Source organism: Seongchinamella unica (assembly GCF_004354085.1).
Lineage (GTDB): Bacteria > Pseudomonadota > Gammaproteobacteria > Pseudomonadales > Halieaceae > Halioglobus > Halioglobus unicus.
The window spans coordinates 908,742-935,330 of sequence record NZ_SMSE01000002.1 but is presented as its reverse complement, the minus strand read 5'-3'; the positions used below and the strand labels follow the sequence as shown (position 1 = coordinate 935,330).

At 60.1% G+C, this 26,589-nt stretch carries 26 protein-coding genes; 21 read left to right on the top strand and 5 right to left on the bottom strand.

Going from position 1 to position 26,589, the window contains the following annotated elements:
• Position 1 precedes the first annotated feature (1 nt).
• From E2F43_RS11380 to E2F43_RS11350, 7 genes are all read left to right on the top strand, one after another.
• Positions 2–1,060, top strand: a complete 1,059-nt coding sequence (locus E2F43_RS11380; protein WP_133212687.1) for a lipid-transfer protein — start codon at positions 2–4, stop codon at positions 1,058–1,060.
• Positions 1,057–2,223 carry a thiolase domain-containing protein gene (locus tag E2F43_RS11375; protein ID WP_238946859.1) on the top strand — a complete coding sequence of 389 codons (1,167 nt, stop codon included), beginning with the start codon at positions 1,057–1,059 and terminating at the stop codon, positions 2,221–2,223. Before E2F43_RS11380 ends, E2F43_RS11375 begins: the two co-directional genes overlap by 4 nt.
• A gap of 9 nt (positions 2,224–2,232) precedes the next feature.
• Positions 2,233–3,861: an acyl-CoA synthetase gene (locus tag E2F43_RS11370; RefSeq protein ID WP_133212685.1), complete on the top strand. Its 1,629-nt coding sequence runs from the start codon at positions 2,233–2,235 to the stop codon at positions 3,859–3,861.
• Positions 3,862–4,102: 241 nt separating this feature from the next.
• Positions 4,103–4,921: a crotonase/enoyl-CoA hydratase family protein gene (locus E2F43_RS11365; RefSeq protein WP_133212683.1), complete on the top strand. Its 819-nt coding sequence runs from the start codon at positions 4,103–4,105 to the stop codon at positions 4,919–4,921.
• A 48-nt stretch (positions 4,922–4,969) separates the two neighbouring features.
• The gene (locus E2F43_RS11360; protein WP_133212681.1) at positions 4,970–5,647 is read left to right on the top strand and encodes a nitroreductase; all 678 of its coding nucleotides are present in this window, start codon (positions 4,970–4,972) and stop codon (positions 5,645–5,647) included.
• A gap of 6 nt (positions 5,648–5,653) precedes the next feature.
• Entirely contained in the window at positions 5,654–6,418 is a 765-nt protein-coding gene (locus tag E2F43_RS11355; RefSeq protein ID WP_133212679.1) for an enoyl-CoA hydratase-related protein, read from the top strand.
• Between the two features lie 130 nt (positions 6,419–6,548).
• A complete protein-coding gene (locus E2F43_RS11350) occupies positions 6,549–8,996 on the top strand; it encodes a penicillin acylase family protein (protein WP_165954275.1) in 2,448 nt (815 codons plus the stop codon).
• A gap of 65 nt (positions 8,997–9,061) precedes the next feature.
• Here the strand turns inward: E2F43_RS11350 and ribB are convergent, their stop codons facing one another.
• The 3 genes from ribB to E2F43_RS11335 are packed head-to-tail and all read right to left on the bottom strand — an operon-like array spanning position 9,062 to position 11,346.
• The gene (ribB, locus tag E2F43_RS11345; RefSeq protein ID WP_133212675.1) at positions 9,062–10,174 is read right to left on the bottom strand and encodes a 3,4-dihydroxy-2-butanone-4-phosphate synthase; all 1,113 of its coding nucleotides are present in this window, start codon (positions 10,172–10,174) and stop codon (positions 9,062–9,064) included.
• A 13-nt stretch (positions 10,175–10,187) separates the two neighbouring features.
• Complete coding sequence (locus E2F43_RS11340; RefSeq protein WP_133212673.1) at positions 10,188–10,373, bottom strand: hypothetical protein; 186 nt, start codon at positions 10,371–10,373, stop codon at positions 10,188–10,190.
• Positions 10,354–11,346: a GlxA family transcriptional regulator gene (locus E2F43_RS11335; RefSeq protein ID WP_133212671.1), complete on the bottom strand. Its 993-nt coding sequence runs from the start codon at positions 11,344–11,346 to the stop codon at positions 10,354–10,356. The genes E2F43_RS11340 and E2F43_RS11335 overlap by 20 nt, the downstream gene beginning before the upstream one ends.
• 111 nt (positions 11,347–11,457) lie before the next feature.
• On the opposite strand from E2F43_RS11335, the gene E2F43_RS11330 reads away from it, so the two are divergent.
• Both E2F43_RS11330 and E2F43_RS11325 read left to right on the top strand, forming a co-directional pair.
• Complete coding sequence (locus E2F43_RS11330; protein WP_133212669.1) at positions 11,458–13,299, top strand: beta-ketoacyl synthase; 1,842 nt, start codon at positions 11,458–11,460, stop codon at positions 13,297–13,299.
• Between the two features lie 54 nt (positions 13,300–13,353).
• The gene (locus tag E2F43_RS11325) at positions 13,354–14,055 is read left to right on the top strand and encodes a transglutaminase-like domain-containing protein (protein ID WP_133212667.1); all 702 of its coding nucleotides are present in this window, start codon (positions 13,354–13,356) and stop codon (positions 14,053–14,055) included.
• A 7-nt stretch (positions 14,056–14,062) separates the two neighbouring features.
• On the opposite strand, the gene E2F43_RS11320 is transcribed toward E2F43_RS11325, so the two are convergent.
• Complete coding sequence (locus E2F43_RS11320) at positions 14,063–14,506, bottom strand: hypothetical protein (protein ID WP_238946858.1); 444 nt, start codon at positions 14,504–14,506, stop codon at positions 14,063–14,065.
• A gap of 223 nt (positions 14,507–14,729) precedes the next feature.
• On the opposite strand from E2F43_RS11320, the gene E2F43_RS11315 reads away from it, so the two are divergent.
• The 11 genes from E2F43_RS11315 to E2F43_RS11265 all read left to right on the top strand — a co-directional run bounded on the left by E2F43_RS11315 (position 14,730) and on the right by E2F43_RS11265 (position 24,519).
• A complete protein-coding gene (locus tag E2F43_RS11315; protein WP_133212665.1) occupies positions 14,730–15,707 on the top strand; it encodes a hypothetical protein in 978 nt (325 codons plus the stop codon).
• Between the two features lie 235 nt (positions 15,708–15,942).
• Positions 15,943–17,619: a sigma-54-dependent Fis family transcriptional regulator gene (locus E2F43_RS11310; protein WP_133212663.1), complete on the top strand. Its 1,677-nt coding sequence runs from the start codon at positions 15,943–15,945 to the stop codon at positions 17,617–17,619.
• 178 nt (positions 17,620–17,797) lie between these two features.
• On the top strand, positions 17,798–18,070 hold the full coding sequence (locus tag E2F43_RS11305; RefSeq protein ID WP_133212661.1) for a phenol hydroxylase subunit: 273 nt from the start codon (positions 17,798–17,800) through the stop codon (positions 18,068–18,070).
• 23 nt (positions 18,071–18,093) lie between these two features.
• Positions 18,094–19,074 (top strand): aromatic/alkene monooxygenase hydroxylase subunit beta, encoded by a 981-nt coding sequence (locus tag E2F43_RS11300; protein ID WP_133212659.1) that lies wholly within the window; start codon positions 18,094–18,096, stop codon positions 19,072–19,074.
• 12 nt (positions 19,075–19,086) lie between these two features.
• Complete coding sequence (locus tag E2F43_RS11295) at positions 19,087–19,356, top strand: MmoB/DmpM family protein (RefSeq protein ID WP_133212657.1); 270 nt, start codon at positions 19,087–19,089, stop codon at positions 19,354–19,356.
• A gap of 13 nt (positions 19,357–19,369) precedes the next feature.
• Positions 19,370–20,902, top strand: coding sequence for an aromatic/alkene/methane monooxygenase hydroxylase/oxygenase subunit alpha (locus tag E2F43_RS11290; protein ID WP_133212655.1), 1,533 nt, complete (start codon positions 19,370–19,372; stop codon positions 20,900–20,902).
• A 111-nt stretch (positions 20,903–21,013) separates the two neighbouring features.
• Positions 21,014–21,376 carry a phenol hydroxylase subunit P4 gene (locus tag E2F43_RS11285; protein ID WP_133212653.1) on the top strand — a complete coding sequence of 121 codons (363 nt, stop codon included), beginning with the start codon at positions 21,014–21,016 and terminating at the stop codon, positions 21,374–21,376.
• Between the two features lie 16 nt (positions 21,377–21,392).
• Positions 21,393–22,451: an NADH:ubiquinone reductase (Na(+)-transporting) subunit F gene (locus E2F43_RS11280; protein WP_238946857.1), complete on the top strand. Its 1,059-nt coding sequence runs from the start codon at positions 21,393–21,395 to the stop codon at positions 22,449–22,451.
• A 9-nt stretch (positions 22,452–22,460) separates the two neighbouring features.
• Entirely contained in the window at positions 22,461–22,784 is a 324-nt protein-coding gene (locus E2F43_RS11275; RefSeq protein WP_133212649.1) for a 2Fe-2S iron-sulfur cluster binding domain-containing protein, read from the top strand.
• Positions 22,785–22,790: 6 nt separating this feature from the next.
• Positions 22,791–24,083, top strand: a complete 1,293-nt coding sequence (locus E2F43_RS11270) for a DUF1329 domain-containing protein (RefSeq protein WP_133212647.1) — start codon at positions 22,791–22,793, stop codon at positions 24,081–24,083.
• 49 nt (positions 24,084–24,132) lie between these two features.
• Positions 24,133–24,519, top strand: coding sequence for a GlcG/HbpS family heme-binding protein (locus E2F43_RS11265; protein WP_133212645.1), 387 nt, complete (start codon positions 24,133–24,135; stop codon positions 24,517–24,519).
• Positions 24,520–24,645: 126 nt separating this feature from the next.
• On the opposite strand, the gene E2F43_RS11260 is transcribed toward E2F43_RS11265, so the two are convergent.
• Positions 24,646–25,305, bottom strand: coding sequence for a GntR family transcriptional regulator (locus E2F43_RS11260; protein ID WP_133212643.1), 660 nt, complete (start codon positions 25,303–25,305; stop codon positions 24,646–24,648).
• A gap of 256 nt (positions 25,306–25,561) precedes the next feature.
• Here E2F43_RS11260 and E2F43_RS11255 point away from each other — a divergent pair, with 256 nt between their 5' ends.
• Positions 25,562–26,491, top strand: a complete 930-nt coding sequence (locus E2F43_RS11255; RefSeq protein WP_133212641.1) for a catechol 2,3-dioxygenase — start codon at positions 25,562–25,564, stop codon at positions 26,489–26,491.
• Positions 26,492–26,589 lie beyond the last annotated feature (98 nt).

Here is a 26,589-nt window from a genome sequence, read left to right as displayed (position 1 = left end):
CGTGACAGACATAGCAATCGTGGCCTATCACCAGTCGAAGGCCGTGTCCGATGTCGGTGCCTGTAACGAGGTGGAACTGATCATGCCGGTACTGACGGAAGTCTATCGGCAACTGGGGATTGCCAATGCCCAGGACGTCGATTTCGTTTGCTCCGGGAGTTGTGACTATCTGCAGGGTGCAGCGTTCGCCTTTGTCGCCGGTGTTGATGCACTTGGCGCGGTACCCCCGATCAGGGAATCGCACGTGGAAATGGACGCCGCCTGGGCGTTGTACGAGTCCATGCTGAAAATTCGAATGGGGCACGCCGAGTCGGCGCTGATATACGGCTTTGGCAAGTCATCACCGGGCGAATTGCCCATTGTGCTCTCGCAGCAGCTGGACCCCTATTACCTGGCGCCGCTCTGGCTAGACAGTATCTCCCTCGCTGCCATGCAGGCGCGAATCCTGCTTGATGCGGGCAGGATCAGCGAGCGGGACATGGCGGAAGTGGTTTCACGCTCCCGGCGCAATGCCCTCGCCAACCCCAATGCGCAGCTGGCCGGGGACATCAGTGCCGACGACGTGCTGGCCGAGGAGACCTATGTCTCCCCCCTGCGCAGAGCCGATTGCGCTCCGGTTTCAGACGGTGCCTCGGCGATGATTATCTGCACCGTGGAAAAAGCCAGAGAGTGGGGCGTGCCCTATGCATTGATCACTGGCATAGACCACCGTATGGAAACCCATAACCTGGGTATGCGTGATCTCACCGACTCCCGTTCAACCCGGCTTGCCGCCGAAGGCGCGGGCGTGGGCGCGGGCAAAGTTGATGTCGCTGAACTCTACGCGCCATTCAGTCACCAGGAGTTGATACTGATCCGGGCCCTGGGGCTGGGCGACGAGACGAGCGTCAATCCGAGTGGCGGCGTGTTGGCTGGCAACCTGATGATGGCGTCGGGACTGTCGCGAATCGGTGAGGTGTTTAACCGCATCATTGCCGGCGAAGCGGAGCGGGGCATAGCCCATGCCACCTCCGGACCCTGCCTGCAGCACAATCTCGTCACCGTAGTGGAGAAAGCATGATGGCTAATCTGGCAGCAGTGGTCGGCATCGGCCAGACCAAGTACACCACCAAACGCCATGATGTCTCCATTGCCGGTCTGGTGAGAGAGGCGGCGGTCAACGCCCTCGAGGACGCCCAGCTGAGCTGGGACGATATAGACGCGGTCATTATCGGTAAGGCCCCGGATATGTTCGAGGGTGTTGTCATGCCGGAAATCTACCTGGCCGACGCCCTGGGCTGTAATGGCAAGCCCATGCTGCGGGTCCATACGGCGGGGTCCGTGGGCGGCTCCACCGCGCTGGTAGCGGCGTCTCATGTCCAGAGCGGCAGTTTCAGGCGGGTGCTGACCGTGGCTTATGAAAAACAGTCAGAATCGAACGCGATGTGGGCCCTGTCCACGCCGCAGCCTTTCTCGACCCACCTCAACGCCGGCGCCGGCGGTTACTTCGCGCCGATTATTCGCGAGTATATGCGGCGCTCTGGGGCGCCCTATGATGCCGGTATCAAGGTGGCGGTCAAGGATCGCCTGCACGGTGCCCGTAACCCCCTGGCTCATTTACAGAAGCCGGATATCACCATGAAGGAAGTGGAAGAGTCCTTCATGCTGTGGGACCCCATTCGTTTCCTGGAGGCCTGTCCTTCCTCTGACGGTGCCTGCGCCATGGTCATTGCTGATGAGGGACTGGCAGAACAGGCACCGCGACCGCCGGCCTGGATACGGGGCGTAGCGATGCGTTCCGAACCGACGATGTATGCCGGTCGTGATGAGGTTAACCCCCAGGCTGGCAGGGACTGTGCGGGCGATGTCTACAGGCAGGCCGGCATCAGTGATCCCCGCAGGGACCTGGACTGCGCCGAAGTATACGTCCCCTTCAGCTGGTACGAACCCATGTGGTTGGAAAACCTGGGCTTTGCCCCCGAAGGCGAGGGGTGGAAACTGACCATGGACGGTGCCACCTCGCTGGACGAGGGCGGAGACATTCCCTGGAACCCCTCCGGGGGCGTGCTTTGTTCCAATCCCATCGGGGCCTCGGGGATGATTCGCTTTGCCGAGGCAGCCCGCCAGGTGCGCGGCGATGCCGGTGATCATCAGGTCGAAGGCGCCAGGCTCGCCCTGGGGCACGCCTATGGCGGTGGCGCCCAGTTCTTCGCCATGTGGGTCGTCGGCGCGGACAAGGGATAGGAGATGGAGATGAAGAAGCACTTCAACATTGCCGACATGTTCGAGATGGTGGCGGACAAGGTCCCCTCCCGGGACGCCCTGGTCTGCGGTGAACAGCGAGCGACCTTCCGCGAGCTGGACCAGCGCGCAAATCGGTTGGCGCACTACCTGAGCTCACGGGGCGTCGGCGCCGGTGACCACGTGGGCCTGTACCTCTATAACTGCAATGAATACCTCGAGGGCATGCTGGCCTGTTTCAAGATCCGCGCGGTGCCCATTAATGTCAACTACCGCTATGTCGATGAAGAGTTGTTGTACATATTCAATAACGCCGACATGGTGGCCTGCATACACAACCGGGAGTTCAGCCCGCACATAGCCGAGGTCCGCGACTCGGCACCGGATCTTACAACCCTCGTGTATGTAGAAGATGGCTCCGACGCGAACCCCGAGGCAATCGGTGCAGTTGAATACGAACAGGCCATGGCCGACCAGAGCGATGGCCGGGACTTTCCCGAGCGCGCCGACGACGACCTGTTTATTCTCTATACCGGTGGCACGACCGGCATGCCCAAAGGCGTGATGTGGCCGCACAAGTCCGTGTTTTTCGCCGCCATGGGCGGCGGCGGCTGGTTTCACCCTGATGGTGCCATCGACCAGCCGGAGCAGATCGTCGATCGGATAGGGGATTTTGCTATCGTGGGAATGGCGCTGGCCCCGCTGATGCATGGCGCCTGCTGGTGGTACGCCTGTATCCAGCTGCTGGCTGGCAACACGGTGGTGCTGTCGCAACACCGTTCGCTGGTGGGCGAAGACGTCTGGGATATTGTGGCGAGGGAGAAAGTGAATGCGATTTCCATCGTCGGTGATGCGATGGCGGTGCCGTTACTCGATGCTCTTGATGCCAACGAGGGGCGCTGGGACCTGAGCTCCGTGTTCAGTGTGGGTTCCGGCGGCGCGGTGTTCTCCGAATCCAAGCAGGAAGCATTCAAACGACACTTGCCCAATGTGTTCATTACCAATTCCTTCGGCTCGTCCGAAAGCGGCAACATGGGCATGGATGGTGGCGGCAAGAAAGGCCAGGGCCTGGGCAATGTCAGCAAGAGTGAGTTCATGTCGGTGATCAGTGATCACGAGGGTGAACCTCACGCACATGTTGCGCCGGGCGAAATGGGCATTTTTGCGCGCAGCGGGTATATCCCGGTGGGGTATTACAACGATCCCGAGAAGACCGCCAAAACCATCGTCGAAGTGGAGGGTAAACCCTGGCTGTTGCTGGGCGATGAAGCGCGGCTGGAGGAAGACAACAGCATTACGGTCTACGGTCGAGGCTCCAACTGCATTAACAGTGGCGGTGAAAAAATTTTTCCGGAAGAGGTGGAGCAGGCACTGAAGGCCAACCCGGCGATTTTCGACTGCCTGGTGGTGGCGACCCCCGACGAGCGTTTCGGCAGCAGGGTGGCGGCGGTCGTGGCCCTGCGCGGTGACAGCAGTATTACCCTGGAACAACTGCAGGCTGACGCCCGCCAGCATATCGCCGGCTACAAGCTGCCCAGGGAACTGCACGTGGTGGATGAGGTGCCCAGAGCGCCCAGCGGCAAACCTGCCTACCCGAAAGCCCTGGAAATCGCCCTCGCCGGCAACCACCGTGTCGCATGATGACGCTATCGTCACCCGGGCCCCGGTTAACCACCCCGACCCTGTATCGTCACCCCGGCCCCTTATCGTCATCCCGGCCCTGTATCGTCACCCCGGCCCCTTATCGTCATCCCGGCCCCATATCGTCATCCCGGCCCCATATCGTCATCCCGGCCCCATATCGTCATCCCCGCGAAGGCGGGGATCCAGTGACTTCAGTAAGCTGACCTGACTCACCTAACCAGAAAACGGACCCCGATCCATGCCCGAACTCGACATAAGCACCAGAAACTGCACCGTGGAACAGCAAGGCCACGTGCTGACCGTGACCCTTAACCGGCCCGAAGCAAAGAATGCCTTCAGTCCGGAAATGCTGCTGGGTATGTACAAGGCGTGGCGACTGCTGGATGAGAACGACGAGCTCTACTGCGCCATTCTTACCGCCAACGGCGACACGTTCTGCGCCGGAATGGACCTCAAGGCGGGAGCCGATGGTGAACAGCGGTCCACCGAGGAGTTCATGGCGGTGATGGCGGAGGTTCCCAATGTCCACTGGCAGGCCTTGTTGCGCGATAACCGCCCCTGCAAGCCGCTGATACTGGCAGTGGAGGGCTACGCCCTGGCGGGGGGTACCGAAATTCTGCAGGGCACCGACATTCGCGTGGCTGCGGATAACGCCATCTTTGGCATTACCGAGGTCGCACGGGGTCTCTACCCCATGTCCGGATCGACCATTCGCCTGCGTCGGCAGATTCCCTACTGCCTGGCGGCGGAGATGCTGCTTTGTGGCGAGCACATTAGCGCCCGGCAGGCGCTGGACTTCGGTCTTGTCAACAAGGTCGTTCCTGCCGGCACCACCCTGGCAGCGGCGCAAGCGTACGCAGACAGGATATGCCAGAACGGGCCGCTGGCAGTCAAAGCGGTGGTCAGGTCGCTGCGTGAACACCAGGAATGTATGCCGGAAGAAAAAGCCATGCTTGCTTCCGATGAACTGGCTGGCCCGGTGTTCGCATCGTCCGATGCGAAAGAGGGGATGCGCGCCTTCAAGGAAAAACGTCCCGCCCGGTTTACCGGCAGCTGATCCGTGCCCATAATGTCGCTCCTTGCCAGCCGGAGAGCAGAAATACCCATGTCGGATGATTTAAGTCAGGCTTTTACCACCATCGTCAACCAGCGTCGTTCTCTGCGTGGATTTCTGCCACGGGAGCTGGACCAGTCGATGCTGGAGGATATTTTCGCCTGCGCCCAGCGTGCGCCCAGTAACTGCAATACCCAGCCCTGGAGTGTTCACGTGGTGTCCGGTGCAAAGCTGGAGTACCTGCGCCAGGAGATGCCCAGCCAGTTTATGGCGGGCAAGATGAGCATGGACTTCCCCTATGACGGTGTTTATGACGGCGTCTACAAGCAGAGGCAATACGGCGCAGCGGCCGCGCTCTACGACGCCGCGGGTATCGCCCGGGAGGACAAGGCCGCCCGGCATGAGCAATTCATGCGCAATTTCACGTTTTTCGGCGCCCCCCACGCGGCGTTTCTGTTCCTGCCTGAGCCCTTCGGCCTGCGCGAAGCGGCCGACCTGGGCATGTATGCCCAGACCCTCATGCTGGCCCTGACCGCCCATGGCCTTGGCAGCTGCCCGCAAACCGCGCTCAGCTTCCAGGTGGAACTGGTGCGTGAGACCCTGGCGCTGGACGCCTCCCACAAACTGCTGTTCGGCATTTCCTTTGGTTACCCGGACCCGGATGAGCCGGCAAATACCTGCATCACCGACCGCGCCCCCTTGTCCGACACCGTTACTTTTCACCGGTAGGTCCGTATGACCCAGTACATTCACAGTGAAAATATGGATGGTGTGCTGGTTATTAGCTTTAACCGCCCGCAGAAGAAGAACGCCATCAACAGTGCCATGTGGGCGGGTATTCGCGATGTATTTCGCGCTGCCGCCGAGGACGACACAATCGTCTGTGCGTTGCTTTGCGGTAACGGAGAGCATTTTTGCGCCGGCGCCGACCTCGCGAGTTTCGGTGAACCGGATACCGATCCACAGGCTCTGTTCAACGCGGCGGCGCTGGCGGTAGCCGAGTTCGACAAGCCGCTGGTGGCGGCGGCACAGGGGGTTGCGGTTGGCGGAGGCGCCACGGTGCTGTTCCACGCAGACATTGTCTATGCAGCCGATACCCTGCGCCTGCGCCTGCCCTTTGCCAGCCTCGGGCTGGCGCCGGAGTGGGGCAGCAGTTACATGCTGCAGGCCAACATCGGTGCGCAAAAAGCCGCTGAACTGTTCTACACCGCCGAATGGGTGGACGCCGACAAAGCCCTGGCGCTGGGCATCATTGCCGCCGTGCTGCCAGAGCAGGAACTGCGGGGCCATGCGCTGGCCAGGGCCAGGGAAATCGCCCGGTGGCCGGTCAACTCGTTGCGGGAGATCAAACGCAGCCTGAGAATGCATCATCTGCCGGCGATCAAGGCCGCCATGGCGGCGGAACAGCAGGCCATGGCCAGGCAGGCGGGCTCCGCGGAAAACATCGAGGCGATCACCGCCTTCATGGAAAAGCGGGCACCCGATTTTCGCAACCTCTGAACTGGCCACATACTACCGGCTGCTGGCCGGATTAGACTGCTGAAGTCGTCCGCACCTTGTATGATCGAAGCCACTGGCAAGGTAGAATGAGCGCAATAATTAGTCCATGTTGCTATTCACAGGTGCCCCCTTGAACCTCTCCCTTCCCGCTAGCCTCCGGCTGCCACTGATCAGTCTTGTTTCTCTTGTCGTTATCGCCTGCAGCGATTCCTCTGACCGCCGTGACCCGGTGGAGCCGCCCGTGGTTGAACCGCCGGAACCAGAGCTGACCTACCAGGCGGATATTGTCTGGACCGAGTACGGCATCCCGCATGTGACCGCCGATGACTGGGGCAGCCTCGGCTACGGTGCTGGCTACGCGTTTGCCGAGCAGAACTTTTGCAGTTATATGCGCGACGTGGTGCGGGCCAACGGCCAGTCGGCAGAATATCTGGGTGACGACGGCAACCTGGAATTCGACTTCGTGATGCGACTCTATAACACCGATGCCGCGCTGGAGCGGATCAAGGCGCAGATGACCGAGCGTGGCCTGGCCCTGTTTGAGGGCTACGCCGCCGGTATCAGCCGTTACCTGGCTGATACCGGGGTGGATAATCTTGCCGAGGGAGAGGAAGGCTGCCGGGGCGAAGCCTGGGTCAGGCCTGTTACCCTCGATGATGCCCTGAAGTCGGGCCACAAGACCATTCTGCGCGCCTCGGCGGATCCTTTCTATCGCGAATTGGTGGCTGCAGCGCCCCCCGCTGATACCGTCGCCGCCCTGACGCCGCGGTCGGAGGAGATGCGCCGACAGGCATTGGCCCAGATCGCCGCCACCACGCCTGAACAGCTGCTGGCGGGCTTTGGTTTCCCCTCCACTGAAGTGCTGGGCAGCAACGCCTACGGGATCGGTCGGGACGCGGCCGGATTCGACAGCGGTGTGCTCTACGGGAACCCGCACTTTCCCTGGCAGGGCGTGAACCGCTTTTTCATGGCGCACTACACGATTCCCGGTGAATACGACGTGATGGGGGCGGGCCTGTTCGGTATTCCGCTGGCCAACATTGGTTTCAACAAGGACACCGCCTGGAGCCACACGGTCTCTACCGCCCGTCGTTTTACCCTGCATGAACTGGAAGTCAACCCGGACAATCCCCTGCAGTACTACTTTGGCGACGAACTGGTTGATCTTGAACCCGTCACCGTCGGTGCAGTGGACGGGGACGGCCAGACCGTTGAGCACACGTTTTACCAGAGCCAGTTCGGTACCATTGCCGACCTGGGTAACCAGCTTGCAGCCTTCGGTGGCTGGCCGACCTTTAACGGCACCATCTTCGCGTTCAATGATGCCAATCGGGAAAACATGCGGGGTCTGGAAAACTGGATTGCCTTCGGCCAGGCACAGGGCCTCGATGACATTCTCGAGGCCACCAAAACCATCGGTATTCCCTGGGTTAACACCATCGCTGCCGATCGCCATGGCGAAGGCTTCTATGGCGACATTTCCGCAGTACCCAACGCGTCGCAACAGCTGATTGATAGCTGCGTGCGCGGCCCCATCGCCGCACCTATTCTCGCGGTGGCGAGCATTGTGACCCTGGATGGCTCGGACCCCGACTGCCAGCTGGGCAACGATGAGGGCGCACCGGAAAACCTGCTGGGTTTCGACAACCTTCCCAAGCTGCGGACCACGCAGTACGCGGCCAACGCCAACGACAGCTACTGGTTGCCCAACCCGCGTAACCTGCTCACCGGCTTTACCCGGGCCATCGGTCCTGAAGAATACCAGCAGACCATCCGCACCCGACTCACCTTTGTACAGGCAGAGCAGCGCCTGGCAGGGGAGGATGACCTGGAGGGTGATGGCTTTACCAACCAGCAGGTGCGCGACATCCTGACCTCGGCACGCAACCATGCCGCTGAGTTGATCAACGACGATGTCGTCGGTATTTGTGACGGAGTGAGTGACTGGTCTGTCTACGGTAGCTCTAATGCCACCATGGCTTCTGCCTGCAAGATTCTGGCGTCCTGGGACAAACGCCACCAGATTGACAGCGTTGGCGGCCATATTTTTTACGAATTCTGGCAGCGGGTGAGAAGCCTGAACAACCTCTGGGCGGTGCCGTTCGACGCCACCGATCCGGTCAATACGCCCAATACGCTGAACACCGGAGACGCTGCAGTGGTGGAATCAGTGCGACAGGGCTTGGCCGACGCGGTTGCCGTATTTGAGGACAATGGTATCGCCCTGGATGCGACCTGGGGCGAAGTACAGTTCATCGAGAAGAACGGTGAGCGTATTCCTCTGCCCGGCGGATCCGGCTCGATGCTGTTCAGCGTGATCAGCGCCGGCTTTGTCGAGGGTGAGGGCTACTCTGACGTACGTGCCGGAAACAGCTACATCCAGGCGGTCAGCTGGGATGAAACGGACTGTCCCGACGCCAACGCCGTGCTGACCTACTCGCAGTCTACCGATCCCGCCTCACCGCATTACGCTGATGCTACACGGCTGTATTCCGAGAGCGGCTGGATCGACATGCCGTTCTGCGAGGCGGAGCGGGACGCCCAGGAGATCAGGCGAGTGACCATCGAGGAGGGATGAGCCGACCCCCGCGAATGCGGGGGTTTTCGTATCAGGGGCAGGGCCCGGCAGCCGGCGGCAGATGCTCAGGGCTGCACGAAGTCAGTGACTTCCAGGTTGAAGCCCGACAGGGCGTTGAAGTGCACCGGTGCCGACATCAGGCGCATTTTACCGACGCCCAGGCGCTTGAGGATTTGTGATCCGGTACCGATCACCCGGTAGTTTTGCTGGCCAGCCGTGTCTGCCGGGCCGGTAACGCTCGGGGGCTCGGGGAACTGGATGACTTCCGCCAGTGCCTGTTCGGGACTGACCTCCTGGCCAATAAGCACCACCACGCCCTTGCCTTCGGCGGCCACTGCTTCCATGGCCCGCCGGTAAGACCAGCCTTCAGACCCTTCGATCCGTGTAGCGAGCACATCGCGGAGGGTGTTCTGTGCCTGCACCCGCACCAGCACATCTTCGTCCTCGGAGATATCGCCACAGGTCATGGCGTAGTGCACGGTGTCGTCAATCAGGTCGAGGAAGGTGTGGAGCTCAAACGGCCCGAACTCGGTGTCGACCGTCTTCGAGTTTCTCAGTTCCACGGACTGCTCATGGAGGGCGCGATACTCGATCAGGTCGGCGATGGTCCCCATGCGAAGACCGTGCTTTTCGGCGAAGACTTCCAATTCCGGGCGTCGGGCCATGGTGCCGTCTTCATTCATGATTTCCACGATCAGGGCAGCTGGCTCGAAACCTGCCATGCGCGCCAGGTCCACTCCGGCCTCGGTGTGGCCAGCGCGGCGCAGGACGCCACCCGGCTTGGCCACCAGCGGGAAGATGTGTCCCGGCTGATTGATGTCAGCAGGTTTGGCATTGGCGGCCACCGCTGTCAGCACGGTATGGGCGCGCTGCACGGAACTGATGCCGGGGCCTTTTTTTTCCGCGGCATCGATAGAGACGGTGAAATTGGTCTCGTGCTGGGACCGGTTGTCCCTGACCATCAGCGGCAGTTGCAGCTGGCGGGCGCGCTCGTCGGTAATCGGCATGCAGATCAGTCCACAGGCCTCGCTGGAAAAAAAGGTGATGATTTCCGGGGTGACTGCCTCGGCGGCAACAATCAGGTCACCTTCATTCTCCCGGTCCTCGTCATCCATGAGAATGACCATTTTTCCGGCACGAATGTCGTCGAGAATATCCGGTACGCTGGACAAAGCCATTGGCTGATACCTTTCAGTTGAGTTCGATAGCGACGGCTGCCGCTTGACCAGCGCCAATGCAGAGGGCGCCTACGCCGCGCTTCCTGCCCGGCTTTTGCAGGGCACACAGGAGGCTGAGTTGATTGCGTGAGCCGGTGGAGCGAACAGGGCGCCCATTTAGCCACAGGCGCCTGTTTTCCTCAAGCGCGTTCCGGGACAAACAATTTGCCGCGGACGGCTTCCCGGTAAGCGCCCGGAGTCATGCCCACGTGCTCGCGAAACAGCTTGCCGAAATGGCTCACGTCCTGCAGGCCGACCTGCCAGGCGACTTCCGACAGAGTCAGGTTGGAGTGGCGTAAAAGCTCCCGGGCCTGTTGCACCCGCAATCGCTGCAGCCAGGCCCGGGGGCTCTGGCCAGTGGCCTGGCGAAAGCGACGGTTGAGTGTGCGCGCGCTGATCCCCAGTTCGCTGGCCACCATTTCCACGGTCGGTTTGTCGGCGAGTCTTTCCTGCAGCCACTGCTGTGCCTCGAGGACCGTTTCGTCATGATGGCTCTGCTCACCTTCATTCTGGTAGGCCGCCGCCCGGAACGGGCGTCGTATCTCCGGCGAGAACTGGTTCTCAACCGCGCGGGCAACGCCGCTGCCATACCAGTCTTCAACCACATGAACCATCAGGTCGGCGATCGAGTTGACGCTACCGACGCAGTAGATATTGTCGCTCTGGGTAATCAGGTGACGCGATTTCAGTTGTACTTTCGGGTAGTCGCTGGCAAAACGACTGAGGTAGTTCCAGTGGGTGGTGGCCGGTTTTCCGTCCAGAAGGCCCGCTTCCGCCAGCAGACAGGTTCCCGTGCCCACCGCACACACCCGGGTGCCACTGGCGGCAATGCGGGCGAGCTGGTCCAGCCAGGGCCGGCTGCTGTTGATAACCGCGACCGGGTTACGCCAGATCGCGGGGATGATCAACAGGTCCAGGGGCGGGAGTTGCGCATAGCCGAGGTCAGGGTTGAGGGTGAGGCCGCCGAACAGGCTGACCGGCTTCCGGTTGGCGGCGGCGAGTATATGGTGGACGCGGGGGCTGAGTCGGGATTTTACCCGGGCAATCTGCGAAGCCGCACGCAATATTTCCAGCGGCAGGGTAATACTGGTGGCTAGGGCCTGTGGGTAGAGCAGGGCAGCAATCTGGTACATGGGTCAAGCCTGTCCAAAAAACCATATTATATGGCAGATATGCCATAAACTCTCACCCTGTCTCAGCGTACACTGATTTAACCAGTTTCGCTCACTATCGGAGTTGCAATCATGTCGGGCCAGCCTTTACCGGTCATCGTAAGTTTGGGTGGATTCAACGGCGCCGGGCGCGCCTCTGGACACCATGCCGTTGCCCGCATGGGCTACGAAGCCCTGGACCAGCGCCAGAAACAGCGCACCCTGGCGTCACTGGCGAGCATGATGGGGCTGGATAACCCATCCGCACAGGAACAGTACATCCTGGATCATACCCTGATCCGGCGTATCGAACTCCAGCACTTCGATGTGGACTCCGTCCTCTGGAACCAGCGCTTTCCGACTGAGAGCAACGGTCACCCGGTAAATTTCGACATTGAGCGACGTCATCTCCCGGAAGATATTCCGGCGAGCTGGAAGGTGACACCGACCTCGGTGACGCACGTGAATGTGAACATTCAGGGCCATCAGGAATTCCTGTTACCCACCAACCGCGAATTCGAAGTCAAGGCCGCCGGACAACTGCCCACCGGCTATGAACCCGGCAAGCTTTACGCTTCGCGCAGCCATCCCCGGGGACTGGAGATGACCGTGTGTGCAGCCTCCGACGCGCTCGGCAACCTGGGCCTGGACTGGGAGATGATCCAACAGCGGGTGCCCGCTGACAAGATCAGCGTCTATGCTGGCAGCGCCATGGGCCAGCTCGACAGCGCCGGCGCCGGCGGCATGCTGAAGGCCCGTTATAACGGCAAGCGTGTGACCTCAAAGTACTGTCCGTTGAGCCTGGCGGAAATGCCCTCCGATTTTATCAACGCCTATGTGCTGGGTGCCATGGGTTCTACCGGAGCCACCCTGGGCGCCTGCGCCTCGTTTTTGTATAACCTCAAAAATGGTATTGCCGATATTCGCGCCGGCAGGGCGAGGGTTGCGTTTATCGGCGCCGCCGAGGCTCCCGTCAATGCCGAGGTCATGGAAGGTTATGCTGCCATGGGCGCACTGGCGACAGACAAGGAACTGCGCCAGCTGGATGGACTGGGCCCGGGAGACAAACTGGATCACCGCCGTGCCTGCCGGCCCTTTGCCAACAACTGCGGTTTTACCATCGCCGAATCAGCCCAGATGGTGGTGTTGTTCGACGACGCCCTGGCGCTGGAGCTGGGCGCGACGGTTTTCGGCGCAGCTACTGACGTATTCGTCAACGCAGATGGCTACAAAAAGTCGATATCGGGTCCGGGAGTGGGCAACTACATCACCATGGCCAAGTCGGTGGCAGCGGTGCGCGCGATCCTCGGCGAGCAGGCCGTGCGGGAAGGGGGCTTTGTCCAGGCCCATGGCACCGGCACCCCCCAGAACCGGGTCACTGAATCGGAAATTCTCAGCCGCACCGCAGAGGCTTTCGGTATCGACAGCTGGCCAGTGGTGGCGCTCAAGAGTTACCTCGGCCACTCACTGGGTGCCGCCTCCGGCGACCAGGTCACCGCCACCCTGAGTATGTGGCATCATGGACTGATTCCCGGCATTAACACGATCGACGAACTGGCCGATGACGTGCGTACCGACCACCTGGCCTTCAGCAAGGAGCACCGGCAGTTCGATCCTGCCCGGGCCCGGTATGCGGTGATTAATTCCAAGGGTTTTGGCGGCAACAACGCCTCGGCCACGCTACTGAGTCCGGCGGCGACAATGGCGCTGTTAAAGCAGCGCTGCACGTCGCAGCAGTGGCAGTCCTGGCAGGCGGCCAACGAGGCGGTGAGCCAGGCACAGGCAGACTACGACGAGGGCATGATCGCCGGCACGATTGAACCGGTGTACCGCTTTGATCACGGCGTGCTGGCCGATGGCGATGTGCAACTCGATGGCCACCGTATCAACGTGGGTGGTTACGAAGTGAGCCTGGAGCTGGAGAACCCGTTCTGAGTGCCCGAACAGGATATACTGGCCGGATCACCAGCACGCACAGGACCAACAACCATGGAACAACAGCCGCAGGATGACAGCCTGGCCCCATTGCTTGCGCCCAGCTTCTTCATCGACGCCGATGCGCCGGAGGTCAGGCGCCTGGCGCGGGAAAAGGCAGGTAGTGGCGATGATGTCAGCCGCGCCGTCAGGCTGTATTACGCGGTGCGTGACGACATCCGCTACAACCCCTATGCCGTCAGTACGGAGCCCCGGAGCTTTCGCGCCTCCTCGGTGCTGGCGGCGGGGGAAGGCTGGTGCGTCCCCAAGGCGGTGCTCCTGGCCGCGCTGTGTCGGGCGTCGGGAATTGCCGCCCGACTGGGTTTCGCTGATGTCTGCAATCACCTTTCAACCGAACGCCTGCGGCAGTCCATGGAGACCGAGGTCTTTTACTTTCACGGGTATACCTCGATCTACCTGGAGGGCACCTGGGTCAAGGCCACACCGGCGTTCAACATAGAATTGTGCGACAAATTCGGCCTGCGGCCACTGGAGTTCAACGGCCGTGAAGACAGTCTGTACCACCCGTTCGACCGGGCCGGTAACCGCCACATGGAGTACCTGAACGATCGCGGCGAATACCCGGACCTGCCCTTCGATGAAATCATGGCGGTATTCAGGGAACACTATCCCGGTATGATGAGCCAGCTCGACAGGGCCCAGGGCGTCACCGCGAAGGACTGGGAGCAGGATGTGGAGCGCGAGGTCGCGCAGTAGAGCCGGCTTACTGGACGTAAACCCCATGGCTGCCCAGCCAGGCTTCGTCGAGCACCCAGACCACCCGCTTCACATCCGCCTCGGCGCTGACCAGCCCGGCGGCCCTCGACTGGGTCTGCGCCAGCTTTTCCTGCGCCGCCATCATCTCCTCCGAATCCGCGCTGGCATCGTTCAGTTGCGGAAACAGGATGCGCAGCCCCTGGATCGCGGACATCTGCGCCGAGCGCGGGCTGGACATGCGCGCAATGCCATTGTCCAGCGACAGTACCTGAAACTGGTAAGGGTAGGCGGCCAGCTCTTCGTCGGCCGCCAGCAGGTCATTCAACTCAGCGGCGCGGTAGTCGAGGCTCAATAGCCACCACAGAAGAGCGACAGCCGCAGCAGCGGCAAGCAGGTAGAGGTAGCGGCGGGCGAAGTCGTCGAGGCCGTTTTTTTGCTGGGTGTCATCCATAGTGCATCCATTTTCGCTGGTGTGGGCGGTGACGCTGATAGGCGGGCGTCATACCGGCCATCAGTATTAACAGGAGCGACTTATCTTATCGTGGATATTCATTCCCGGCCCTGCCGCAGCAGTGTTTTGTTATTGGTTTTCCAGTGTTGTCGATGCTAACATTAACCGGACAAAACCTGGACAGAATAAAAAAGTCAGGGAGGGCAATGTCATGGAAAGCTTAATGCGATTGTTACAAACGGGACTGGTGCTGGCTGTATTCAGCGCCTTGGTTGCGGGCTGCAGCGATAGCGACAACGATGATCCCGGTGTTGAACTGCAGGACAATATCCTGGTGTTTACCGACAAGCGTTTCTCACGGCGTCTGGTGCAGGATATCGTCGACCAACACGAGGCAAACCCCGACGTGCCCCTGCAGGACGACATCCTGGGGCCGGCTGTGAGCTTGGTCAAGTTGTCCGGCAAGACCAACCATTTTGGCATCGATATCCAACTCCAGCCGCCGGAGTACATCGACTATCACGCAACGGTTCCCGGCACCCGGGTGTGGATTGCTGAATACCCTGAAACCCGTGATCTCGACCTGCAAACGGATGACACCGGCTGGTGGACCATGTACGTGTTAAAGGACCGCGACCTTGACCTGGAGTTCTCATTCATATTCGAGAAGGAGGACTGGATTACCACCAAGACCAACGTCAACCTTATCGATGACAATGACAACACCGACTTTGCCATCCAGTTCATTGATCCCTACTACTACCAGTACGGAATGCTGCCTTTTGTCGAGAAGATGATGCGCAGCAATGGCTACCCAAATTTCTTTTTCTCCAATGCGATGGTGGTTACCGTAGGTAAGTCCTGGGGCTCCATGCATGATGACCGCTTGCCCCACGGCGACCCTGGTGCCCTGGTCTCACTGAGCCCGGAAACTCCGGACGCTATCGGCCCGATATACTTCAACAAGTCGGTGATTCCCGACCTGAACCAGCAGGACGTGTCGGTGGATGGGGGTGTCACCTGGCTGAACATGCCGGTAAACGGCACCTATCGGGTGACTGCACACAAAGAGGGGGTCGTCTATCCCACCGTGACCTTCAAGATCACCGATGCTGATGTCGAGGCCGGTGTGGAACTGTTTATCGCCTCACCCCCTGATTCGCTGGAGGGCGACAATGATTCTCCGCCCGGAGAGTATTGAGCCCGGCCGTCCTGATTAGCTCGCGTCCGGGTCACCATCCCAGTAATCGACGCCGGTAACTGGTCACCAGCCCTGGTTTATTGAATCATAGAGGATAATGTTCAAGTAAATCGACACTGAGAGAGGTTGTTTTCTACTAGCTTACGGGCTTTGGACTGAGCGCCTGCTTTGAAAACCCGCTTCTGCCGGTGTAAGTTGGAGAGGTTTTGCATAATGAAGATATGACGAGCCTGCCATGACCAGCACATTGCCGGATCTTCCGGCGCTAGACGACATACAGGACCTGCTGCGCTTTGAGCCCGAAGAGGGCCGCATCTGGCTCGCGGAAGAGCGCATGGTTTTATTGCGCTCAAGTGAGCTGCAGGCCCTGCGTAAGGAGATGATCGAATCCCTGGGTATCGACCGCGCCAAGGGCTTGTTGATCCGAATGGGCTACGTGGCCGGTCAGCGCGACGCCGATACCGCGCGCCGCCTGCGCCCCGACGCTCCCCTGTTCGATGTGTTTTCCGTGGGACCCCAATCACACATGGTCACCGGTCAGGTGAAGGTGACCCCTGTAAGCCTGGAACTGGACGAGGAGGAGCACACCTTCCACGGCGTATTCGAGTGGCAGAACTCCTTCGAAGCAGAAATCTTCCTGGACGAGTACGGAGTCAGTTTCGAACCCGTATGCTGGTCGCAGATCGGCTATGCCAGCGGCTTCACTTCGCGCTTTGTCGGCCGCCAGATCCTGTTCCGCGAACTGGGCTGCATGGGCTGCGGTGAGAAGATGTGCCGTATCGAAGGGCGCCCGGCGGAGGAATGGGACGACGCTGAAGAACTGCTTCGCTACTACCGTCCCGACCGTATTGCCGACCAGTTGTTCTCGCTGCAGTCCCAGGTCACCGCCCTGCGTGAGAACCTGATCACCGAGCGGGGCTTCGGCGACCTGATAGGTTGCTCCACGCCCTTCCTGGAAGTGCGCGAACTACTCGCGCGAGCGGCTGAGAGCAAGGTCACCGTGCTATTGCTGGGTGAGACCGGTGTGGGCAAGGATATGTTTGCCAAGGCTCTGCACCAGGGCAGTCCGCGCCACGACAAGCCTTACGTTGCGGTCAATTGTGCCGCCATACCTGCCGACCTGATTGAGGCGGAACTGTTCGGGGTGGAGAAGGGCGCCTATACCGGTGCCGACCATTCGCGTCCCGGGCGTTTCGAGCGCGCCCACGGCGGGACCCTGTTCCTCGACGAGGTGGGGGAGTTGTCACCCCAGGCCCAGGCGGCACTGCTGCGGGTGCTGCAGGAGAGTGAACTGGAACGGGTGGGGGATACCCGCACCCGCAAGGTGGACGTGCGCCTGGTGGCAGCCACCAATGAGAACCTCGAGCAGGCGGTGGCGGAGGGGCGTTTCCGCGCCGATCTGCTATACCGCCTCAACGTGTACTCGGTCACGGTGCCGCCGCTGCGGGAGCGTATCGACGACCTGCCCGACCTGGTGCGTCACTTCGTGGACAAGTACAGTTCCCTGCACGGCAAACTGGTGGCTGGGGTTACCGACCGTACCATGGCGGCCCTGCGCGCCTACCACTGGCCGGGCAATATCCGCGAACTGGGCAATGTGATTGAGCGCGGTGTGATTCTCGCTCACCAGGGAGGGGAGATCGAGCATTCACACCTGTTCCCCCACCTGCAGGATACTGCCCCGCCCGGCGGGGCCAGTGTAAAGGCGGGACCCGCCGAAGCCCCGCTGGAGGGACTGGTGGCTACACTGCTCAACCAGGAGTGCCCTCTGGCCGATGTGGAGGCACAGATGATTGCCGGCGCCATGGACCGGGTAAGCGGCAATATCACCCGAGCGGCAAAGCTGTTGGGGCTGTCCCGGGCCACTCTGGACTACCGGCTGAAAAAAAACGGCAGCCCAAAAATTTCATGAAATGATGAATCAGCCTCATGAAACGATTCATCATTTCATGAAGTCTTCCGGCAACTCAGCTACTTTTTTGTACTCCAAAAATATATAAACTATTAATATATATATATATTTGCGACCTGGCACGGCCCTTGCTTTAAAGCATTCAGTATATAACGAATAAGACCAGCCGGAGCCCGCAATGGCACCAGAGAGCATCACAAGGGACGAAGACGTTCCTTTCACCGACCTGAAGCGCTACGTGCGCGTGCGCCAGGTGGTGGACGACAAGTTTATCGAATTTGATTTCGCCATTGGCGACCCCTCCCTCTACGTCGAACTGGTGCTGCCGCGCACTGCCTTCGAGGTCTTCTGCAAGCACAATCGTGTGGAAATGATGACTGACGAGCAAGCCGCCGCGGTGGATGCCGACATGGAGAAGTGGCGCTACGGCGACGACCGAGCGAATCCCTGAAACCCGACCCAGCAGGAAAGCCAATGACCATAGAGATAAAAACCGCGACCCTGGAACCGATACGCCACACCTTCGAACACACGAGGCGGCGCTTTGGTGACAAGCCGGCATCGCGCTACCAGGAGGCCAGCTACGACATCGCCCCGGAGCACAATTTTCACTACCGCCCCCTGTGGCAGCCAGACAAATTGCTGAACGACACCAGCCGAACCGCCCTGGTAATGGAGGACTGGTACGCCTTCCGCGACCCGCGCCAGTACTATTACGGCACTTACGTGCAGGCCCGCGCCAAATTACAGGAAGTGACCGAGAGCAATTACAGCTTCTTCGACAAGCGCGGCCTGGCCGAACGTATGCCGGAAGAGATACGTGAACAAATCATCCGTTGCCTGGTGCCGCTGCGTCACCTGGAACTGGCCGCCAATATGAATAACGTGATGTGCTGCGCCTACGGTACATCCACTGTGGTTACTCAGGCCTTTCTCTACAACGGCATGGACCGCCTGGGCGTTGCTCAGTACCTGTCGCGCATCGGCCTGTTGCTGGACGGCAACTCCGGCGAGGCACTGGCCACCGCCAAGGACCACTGGATGACTGACCCTGCCTGGCAGGGCTTGCGGCGCTACGTGGAAAACACCCTCACCCTGGAAGACTGGGGCGAAGTTTTCATCGCCCAGGACGTGGTCCTGGACACCCTGGTCTACGACCTGATCTATCGCCAATTCGACGCAGTCATCACCGAGCAGGGCGGTTCCGACCTCGCCATGCTGATCGAGTTTATGCAGGAGTGGCACAAGGACAATTCGCGCTGGGTGGACGCCACCCTCAAGAGCCTCGCCGCCGAATCCGACCATAACCGCGAAGTGCTGGGGGGCTGGATCGCTGCCTGGCGGGAAAAGGCCGTGGCCGATCTCTCACCGCTGGGAGAAGTTGCGGTAGGTGATGAGGCGGTTGCAGCCAGCATCGAAGCATTGGATAAGCGACTGGCCAAAGCCGGTTTGTAAGGGGAAAAGGTAATGTCGAAAGTTTATATCGCACTGCAGGACAACGAAGAGTCCCACTACATCGTGGAGGCCATCGAGGAAGACAACCCGGACGCCACCGTGATCTACCAGCCCGCCATGATCCGCATTGAGAACGAGGGCTTCCTCGCCATCAAGCGCGAAACGGTGGAAGAAAAGATGGGGCGCGACTGGGAAGTGCAGGCCCTGCACGTGAACCTGATCACCCTTGGGGGCAACGTCGACGAGGACGACGACCAACTGACCCTGACCTGGAACCAGTGAGGAGAAAAATACAATGACCGCACGCAAACTCAACCTGAAAGACAAGTACCGCCTCCTCACCCGCGATCTGGAGTGGGAGTACAGCTACCGCGACTACGAAGAAATCTTCAAGCAGGAGTCCTTCGAGGGGATCAAGATCACCGACTGGAGCAAGTGGGAGGATCCTTTCCGCTTGACCATGGACGCCTACTGGAAGTACCAGGCGGAAAAAGAGAAGAAACTGTACGCCATCTTCGACGCCTTCGCCCAGAACAACGGTCAGCAGAATGTGGCGGATGCCCGCTACGTCAATGCGATCAAGCTGTTCCTCACCGGTGTGTCACCGCTGGAATACCAGGCCTATAACGGTTTTGCCCATGTCGGCCGCCAGTTTGGCGGCGTCGGGGCTCGGGTCGCCTGCCAGATGCAGTCGCTGGATGAACTGCGTCATGTCCAAACCCAGATCCACGCCATGAGCCACTACAACAAGCACTTCGATGGCTTCCAGGATTTCAGCCACATGCACGATCGCGTGTGGTATCTGTCGGTGCCGAAGAGCTTCTTTGACGACGCCCGCTCCGCTGGCCCTTTCGAGTTCATGGTGGCGATAGGCTTCTCCTTCGAATACGTGCTAACCAATCTCCTGTTCGTGCCGTTCATGTCCGGCGCTGCCTATAACGGCGACATGGCTACGGTGACTTTCGGCTTCTCCGCACAGTCCGACGAAGCGCGGCACATGACTCTGGGCCTGGAGATCATCAAGTTCATGCTGGAGCAGCACGAGGACAACGTGCCCATCGTGCAGCGCTGGATCAACAAGTGGCTGTGGCGCGGCTACCGGGTGCTGACCCTGGTGGCGATGATGATGGATTACATGCTGCCCAACAAGGTGATGTCCTGGCAGGAATCCTTCGAAGTGTACTTTGAGGAGGCCGCCAGCGCCCTGTTCAAGGACCTCGCCCGCTACGGCATAAAAATGCCTGACTACGCGGCCACCGCCATCGCCGAGAAGGAGCACCTGTCCCACCAGGCCTGGAGCATCTTCTACAACTATGGCCACGCGGCCGCCTTCCACACCTGGCTGCCCACAGAAGAAGAAATGGACTGGCTGTCGGAGAAGTACCCCAACACTTTCGACAAGTACTACCGTCCGCGCTATGAGCAGTGGCGCAGGATGGAAGAGGCGGGCGAACGCTACTACAACCCAACCCTGCCCATGCTATGTCAGACCTGCCAGATTCCGATGGGGTTCACCGATATGGATGACCCGACCCTTGTGTCCTATCGCCAGAGCGAGTACGACGGGGACCGTTACAACTTCTGCTCCGATGGCTGCAAGGATATCTTCGACTTCGAACCGGAAAAGTACGTGCAGTCCTGGCTTCCAGTGCACCAGATCTACCAGGGCCACTGCGGCGGCGCCGAGATGGAAGACGTGCTGGGCGGCTACTACCGCATCAACCTCGGTACCGACAACCTGGATTACAAGGGCTCCCCCGATGAAGCGCGCTGGAACGACTGGCACGGGCTGGAAACCGCGGAAGAAAAACTGAAGAAGGCGAGCTGACCCACAGCCGCCTACCCGTATCTCCCTCCGTCATTCCCGCGCAGGCGGGAATCCAGGGAAACCTATGAAAGCGTTCCGGGATGAATGCAGCTGAAAATGAGGAACAAACAAATGCCAGTAGCAGCAATCGTAGACAACTACCGCGGCGAGCGCCTCGACGCGCTCGCGAACTTCCACGGCAACCAGATCCTGTACCTGGGTTGGGACCACCACCTGATGTTCTGCTCACCGGTGGCCTTACCGGTGCCGCCGGACATGCCCTTCGGCAAAGTGATTGGGGAACTGATGCCCGGCGCGTTCAGCCTGCATCCCGAGTTCGGCCAGATCGACTGGAGCGGCGTGGTATGGCACCTCAACGGCGAACCGTTTACCCCGGATATGGACAAGGGGCTTGCGGAGCAGGGCATAGACCACAAGTCCATCGTGCGCTTTGCAACGCCGGGCCTGGACGGCATCGGCGGCAGCGGCAGCTGAGCTCGGGGGATAAGTGATGTATGAAGTAACCGTTGAGCCCACAGGTGACGTGGTGGAAGTGGAAGAGGGTCAGACCATCCTCGATGCGGCTCTGCGCCAGGGCGTGTGGCTCCCTTTTGCCTGCGGCCACGGTACCTGCGCCACCTGTAAGTGCCAGTTGGTGGAGGGCGATGTGGACCTGGGTAATGCCTCGCCTTTCGCATTGATGGACATGGAGCGGGATGAGGGCAAGATCCTCGCCTGTTGCGCCACCCCGGAAAGTGACCTGGTGATCGAGGCGGATATCGATGTGGATCCGGATTTTCTCGGCTACCCGATCGAGGATTTCAGGGCCACGGTGGTAGCCATCGACGATTTGTCGCCCACTATCAAGGGCGTTCGATTCGAGCTGGATCACCCGATCCAGTTCCAGGCGGGCCAGTACATCAACCTACAACTGCCGGGGGTGGAGGGGGCCAGGGCCTTCTCCATCGCCAACAAGCCGTCGAACAACACGGTGCTGGAGCTGCATGTGCGCCGCGTACCCGAGGGCGCCGGCACCGGCTATATACACGACACGTTGCAGGTCGGTGACACGCTGGATGTGTCCGGCCCCTACGGCCAGTTTTTCACCCGTAAGTCGGCGCCCGAGGACCTGATTTTTATTGCCGGCGGATCGGGCCTGTCCAGCCCGCAGTCGATGGTGTTGGAACTACTGGAGGAGGGCGACAGCCGCAACATCACGCTGCTGCAGGGCGCGCGCAATCTCGGCGAGTTGTACAACCGCGAATTGTTCGAACAGCTTGCAGCGCAGCACGCTAATTTCAGCTATGTGCCGGCGCTGGACAATCCACTGCCAGACGACGAATGGGGCGGCTTCACCGGCTACGTGCACGAGGCGGCCATCGCCCACTTCGACGGCAAATTCAACGGCCACAAGGCCTACCTGTGTGGCCCGCCGCCGATGATCGACGCGGCGATCACCGCGCTGATGCAGGGACGGCTGTTCGAGCGGGACATCTACATGGAACGCTTTCTCACCGCCGCCGATGGCGCCGAGGGGGCGGCGAAGAGCGGCCTGTTCAAGAAGATCTAAACAGAACCTATGAAGCACACAATAAGTTTGCTGGATAGCGGCGAGAGTTTTCGCTGCAAAGAAGAGCAGCACCTGTTGCAGGGCATGCAGACCTTCCAGGTCGGTGCGCCCCTGCTCAAAGTGATCCCGGTGGGCTGCCGCGGCGGTGGCTGTGGCATCTGCCGTGTGCGTGTGCTGTCGGGAAGCTATGAGGCGAAGAAGATGAGCATCAAGCACATCACCGAGGAGGACATGGTAGGGGGGATAGTGCTCGCCTGCCGGGTCTATCCCCGCGACGACCTGGAGGTAGAGGTGCTGACGCCGCCGGACTCGCAATCAACACAGGAAAGTTAGAAGCGAATGTTACCCGGCGCGATTGTGCTCGCCGCTACGCTGCTGGTTCCGGGCGTTCTGGCCCAGGAGCAGCCAACGCTGGAGCTGGAGTTTGCGCCGCCGCTGGAAGGCGCTGCCGATCCATTGTTGGCAGCGGGAAATAAGATCAGCAGTGCCAATGTCGAGCAGTATGCTCCCTGGCTGGATGAAACTGTGGTGGACAGCGTTGGTGCCGGCCATTTCGAGATCGAACTCGGCCCGCAACTGGAGTTCCCTGTCCACCCACGTTACCTGGAGGCCACGGGCGCGAGTCTTGGAAAAACCGGGCTGCTTCCAGATGGCGGTAAGCTGCCGGGTTATGCCGGGGGACGTCCCTTTGTCGGCCTGGATGAAGAGGATCCCCAGGCGGGGCTGAAGGCCGCCTGGAATATGCGCTACACCTATGCGCCCGATGAGACCGAGACAGCGCACTTTATCTGGCGTTACCGCGACATGCGCAAGGACAAGCTCGAACGGACTATCGCCATGTATGGCGCGATCCTGCGCTACACCCACCGCCATTCCCACGAACCGCTGCCCGCGCTGGAAGACAACCCTGCTAACCTCTACTCGGCGATCTACCTGCGCGTCAGCAGCCCCCAGGATATACGCAACACCCAGTTGCTGATTCACCGGGCGCAGGACGACACCGAGCCGGAGCAGGCCTGGATGTACCTGAACACCCAGCGTCGGGTGAAGCGCATTGCCACCGGCCAGAAGACCGACGCCTTCCTCGGCAGCGACATCATGATCGAGGACTTCCTCGGTTATAACGGGCGCATCATGGATATGGAATGGACCTACCTTGGGAGCTCGGAGCAACTACTGCCCATGTACGCCCACAACCAGCTTGACCTGGCGCAGCAGGAAATGGACCAGGACGGTTACCGGGATATTGCCTTTGCCGGCAAGGGCCACTGCTTTCCCGAGGTGACCTGGCAGTTGCGCAAGGTCCACCTGCTTCAGGCCCAGCCGAAGGACGGGCGCCATCCACTGTCGCGGCGCCATTACATCATTGATGCAGTCACCTTCACCCCGGCGCTGACCCGTATCTACGACCGCACAGGCAAGCTCTGGAAACTGGGTATTGTCGCCCAGAGCCATTCGGCTTTTCATACCGCCGAGAACGAGGCCTGGCAGGGTGCTGCTACCGATGGCGTGAGTATGGTCGACCTGCAGGCCGAGCACTGCACCACGCTGTCGCTGAAATCCCGGATGGCGGCCAAACCGCTGCGCCACAAACTGTTTAACACCAGCTACATGCGCCAGATGGGCCGGTAAGCGCAGTGCGCTTCATTCAGGTCCAGACCAGGGTTGAGGAGACACAAGCATGAATGAAATCGATGACGAACAGGCCCGGGGCCTGCTCGACAAGGCCCAGAGTCGGGCCAGTGAGTTGGGCGTTGCCGTCTGTATCGCGGTGGTCGACGCCGGCGGGCACCTGAAAGCATTCCACCGTATGGACGGCGCTATTCGCGGTGCCATCGATGTGGCGCAGCGCAAGGCCCGCACTGCGGTGTTGTTTCCCATGGAGACCGGCGATTTCGGCAAGCTCATCGTGGATGAAAACCTGGGCAGCATGGAGCTGAGCAACGGCGGGCTTGCCGTATTCCATGGTGGGGTGCCACTGTTCGACGGTGACGAACTGATCGGTGCGGTGGGCGTCTCTGGCGCCACCGCCGAACAGGACCGGGATATCGCCAGGGCGACGGCGTGAAGGTCTCACTGCCAGGGCCCCCGAAGCGGCTCGACGCGGTCGCCAGTGATGCAGTGCCCAAGGCCTGGCGCTGCAGCAACAGCTGGAGGGCGGGTGATGCTTGAACGTCCCGCCCAGGTGCAGGACCTATCCTTCCAGGTTACCTTCCAACAACTTGCGCGTGATTTCTGCGGTGCGGCGGATGTGTTGTTCGTTCGCCTCACACAGGGCGGTAATGTTCTTGGCCAGTGCTGCGTCACAGATAGCGATATGTTCGGCGTGGACGTTGCGCCGGGTGCTGCGGTCAACCCGGGCCAGGTTGCGATAGCGCTTGTGCTGGTCGTACAGAATCTCGTGGAAGCGCATCAGCCACGGGGATTCGCAACAAGAGACGAGGGCGAGGTGGAATTCTCGGTTGCGTACCTCCCACTCGTGGATGTCTGGTTCTTTCTGCATTTCCGCCTTGGTCAGGTGATGAAAGGTGGCGACAACTCGGGACTCCCACTCATCATCGCTGTTTTCCACACTTTGGGCGAGTGCCATGCCTTCGAGAACTACTCGCAGGTTGGTGATGTCTTCCAGTTCGGTGGGCGACATGTCGGCCACACGGAAGCCCCGCTGCCCCTTTACCTGTACAAACCCATCGGAACTGAGGCGGTAGAGGGCTTCCCTCAGGGGAGTCGCACCTACTTCATAAGTGCGCTTGAGGAACTCGATACCGAGTTTGTCACCAGGCTCGAACCTACCGTGGACTATGTCTTGGCGCAGTCGCTGGTAGGCCTGGTCAGTGAGAGTTGTCGCTTCCATGTGGTTCTTTATTGTGCCTCGGGAAAGTGAAAATTTACTCAGTTGTAATTCGATTACGAGAATACTTGGAGTTACATCGATAATCGAAGGTTTTTTTAGATCAAAAACGAATTAGCTTTAAAATATATATAAAAAATAAAATATCGATAAAAGCTTGGCAAAGGGGAAAATATAAACTATCGTTATTCACATTAAATATCGATAAAAAGATTGTGTCTGAATATCTGCAGCACAGAAATAAACGGAGAATATAATTATGAAAAAAGGCGTTATGCGACCCGGCCACGTGCAACTACGGGTACTGGATATGGATGAAGCGGTAGAGCACTACCGCGATCGACTGGGCCTGGTCGAGGTCCAGCGCGACAAACAGGGGCGAGTCTACCTCAAGGGCTGGACCGAAATCGACGCATGGTCGGTAGTGCTGCGCCTCGCAGAGGAGGCCGGCATGGACTTTATGGGCTTCAAGGTTACCGACGCTGAGACTCTCGCGGCGCGTAAGCAAGACCTGATCGACTATGGCTGTGAGGTCGAGACCATCCCCGCCGGCGAACTGGACGGTTGCGGTGAGCGAGTGCGCTTCCAGGTGCCCACAGGGCACCACCTGGAACTGTTTGCCGAAAAAGAGCAGACCGGCAAGTGGGGTGTCGACGAAAACAACCCCGAAGCCTGGCCGGAAGACCTCAAGGGCATGCGCGCCACCCGCTTCGATCACGCCCTGCTGTACGGCGATGACCTCGATGGCACGGTGGACCTGCTGACTAATGTGCTGGGTTTCCAGTTGTCCGAGCAGGTTCTCGACCGGGACAACGATGACTTCCGCCTGGCGGCCTTCCTCAGTGTGTCGATGAAGGCCCACGACATCGCCTTTATCCGCCACCCGGAGAAAGACAAGCTGCACCACACCTCATACTACCTCGAAACCTGGGGCGATGTGCTGCGTGCCGCGGACCTGATCTCCATGCACGACATTTCGCTGGATATCGGCCCCACCCGGCACGGCCTGACGCACGGCCAGACCATTTACTTCTTCGATCCTTCCGGCAACCGTACCGAGGTGTTCTGCGGCGGCGACTACACCTACCCGGACCACCCGGTCACCACTTGGGATGCGGACAAGCTGGGTAAGGCGATTTTCTACCATGACCGCGAACTGAATGAGAATTTCCTCGGCGTGGTGACCTGACGCCGGGAATCCCAGAGACAACTGATTGAAATCTGTCCTGCGCACAGTGCGCAGGGGTGGCTTCACTCGGCCTATGAAAACGCGCTGGACATATGGAT

Coding starts and splice junctions, on each gene's coding strand:
- E2F43_RS11260 (WP_133212643.1), bottom strand. CDS start 25,305: ATGGAAGCGACAACTCTCACTGACCAGGCCTACCAGCGACTGCGCCAA.
- E2F43_RS11335 (WP_133212671.1), bottom strand. CDS start 11,346: ATGTACCAGATTGCTGCCCTGCTCTACCCACAGGCCCTAGCCACCAGT.
- E2F43_RS11325 (WP_133212667.1), top strand. CDS start 13,354: ATGGAACAACAGCCGCAGGATGACAGCCTGGCCCCATTGCTTGCGCCC.
- E2F43_RS11360 (WP_133212681.1), top strand. CDS start 4,970: ATGTCGGATGATTTAAGTCAGGCTTTTACCACCATCGTCAACCAGCGT.
- E2F43_RS11255 (WP_133212641.1), top strand. CDS start 25,562: ATGAAAAAAGGCGTTATGCGACCCGGCCACGTGCAACTACGGGTACTG.
- E2F43_RS11265 (WP_133212645.1), top strand. CDS start 24,133: ATGAATGAAATCGATGACGAACAGGCCCGGGGCCTGCTCGACAAGGCC.
- E2F43_RS11375 (WP_238946859.1), top strand. CDS start 1,057: ATGATGGCTAATCTGGCAGCAGTGGTCGGCATCGGCCAGACCAAGTAC.
- E2F43_RS11275 (WP_133212649.1), top strand. CDS start 22,461: ATGAAGCACACAATAAGTTTGCTGGATAGCGGCGAGAGTTTTCGCTGC.
- E2F43_RS11315 (WP_133212665.1), top strand. CDS start 14,730: ATGCGATTGTTACAAACGGGACTGGTGCTGGCTGTATTCAGCGCCTTG.
- E2F43_RS11355 (WP_133212679.1), top strand. CDS start 5,654: ATGACCCAGTACATTCACAGTGAAAATATGGATGGTGTGCTGGTTATT.
- E2F43_RS11305 (WP_133212661.1), top strand. CDS start 17,798: ATGGCACCAGAGAGCATCACAAGGGACGAAGACGTTCCTTTCACCGAC.
- E2F43_RS11295 (WP_133212657.1), top strand. CDS start 19,087: ATGTCGAAAGTTTATATCGCACTGCAGGACAACGAAGAGTCCCACTAC.
- ribB (WP_133212675.1), bottom strand. CDS start 10,174: ATGGCTTTGTCCAGCGTACCGGATATTCTCGACGACATTCGTGCCGGA.
- E2F43_RS11270 (WP_133212647.1), top strand. CDS start 22,791: ATGTTACCCGGCGCGATTGTGCTCGCCGCTACGCTGCTGGTTCCGGGC.
- E2F43_RS11290 (WP_133212655.1), top strand. CDS start 19,370: ATGACCGCACGCAAACTCAACCTGAAAGACAAGTACCGCCTCCTCACC.
- E2F43_RS11310 (WP_133212663.1), top strand. CDS start 15,943: ATGACCAGCACATTGCCGGATCTTCCGGCGCTAGACGACATACAGGAC.
- E2F43_RS11285 (WP_133212653.1), top strand. CDS start 21,014: ATGCCAGTAGCAGCAATCGTAGACAACTACCGCGGCGAGCGCCTCGAC.
- E2F43_RS11330 (WP_133212669.1), top strand. CDS start 11,458: ATGTCGGGCCAGCCTTTACCGGTCATCGTAAGTTTGGGTGGATTCAAC.
- E2F43_RS11365 (WP_133212683.1), top strand. CDS start 4,103: ATGCCCGAACTCGACATAAGCACCAGAAACTGCACCGTGGAACAGCAA.
- E2F43_RS11280 (WP_238946857.1), top strand. CDS start 21,393: ATGTATGAAGTAACCGTTGAGCCCACAGGTGACGTGGTGGAAGTGGAA.
- E2F43_RS11320 (WP_238946858.1), bottom strand. CDS start 14,506: ATGGATGACACCCAGCAAAAAAACGGCCTCGACGACTTCGCCCGCCGC.
- E2F43_RS11370 (WP_133212685.1), top strand. CDS start 2,233: ATGAAGAAGCACTTCAACATTGCCGACATGTTCGAGATGGTGGCGGAC.
- E2F43_RS11300 (WP_133212659.1), top strand. CDS start 18,094: ATGACCATAGAGATAAAAACCGCGACCCTGGAACCGATACGCCACACC.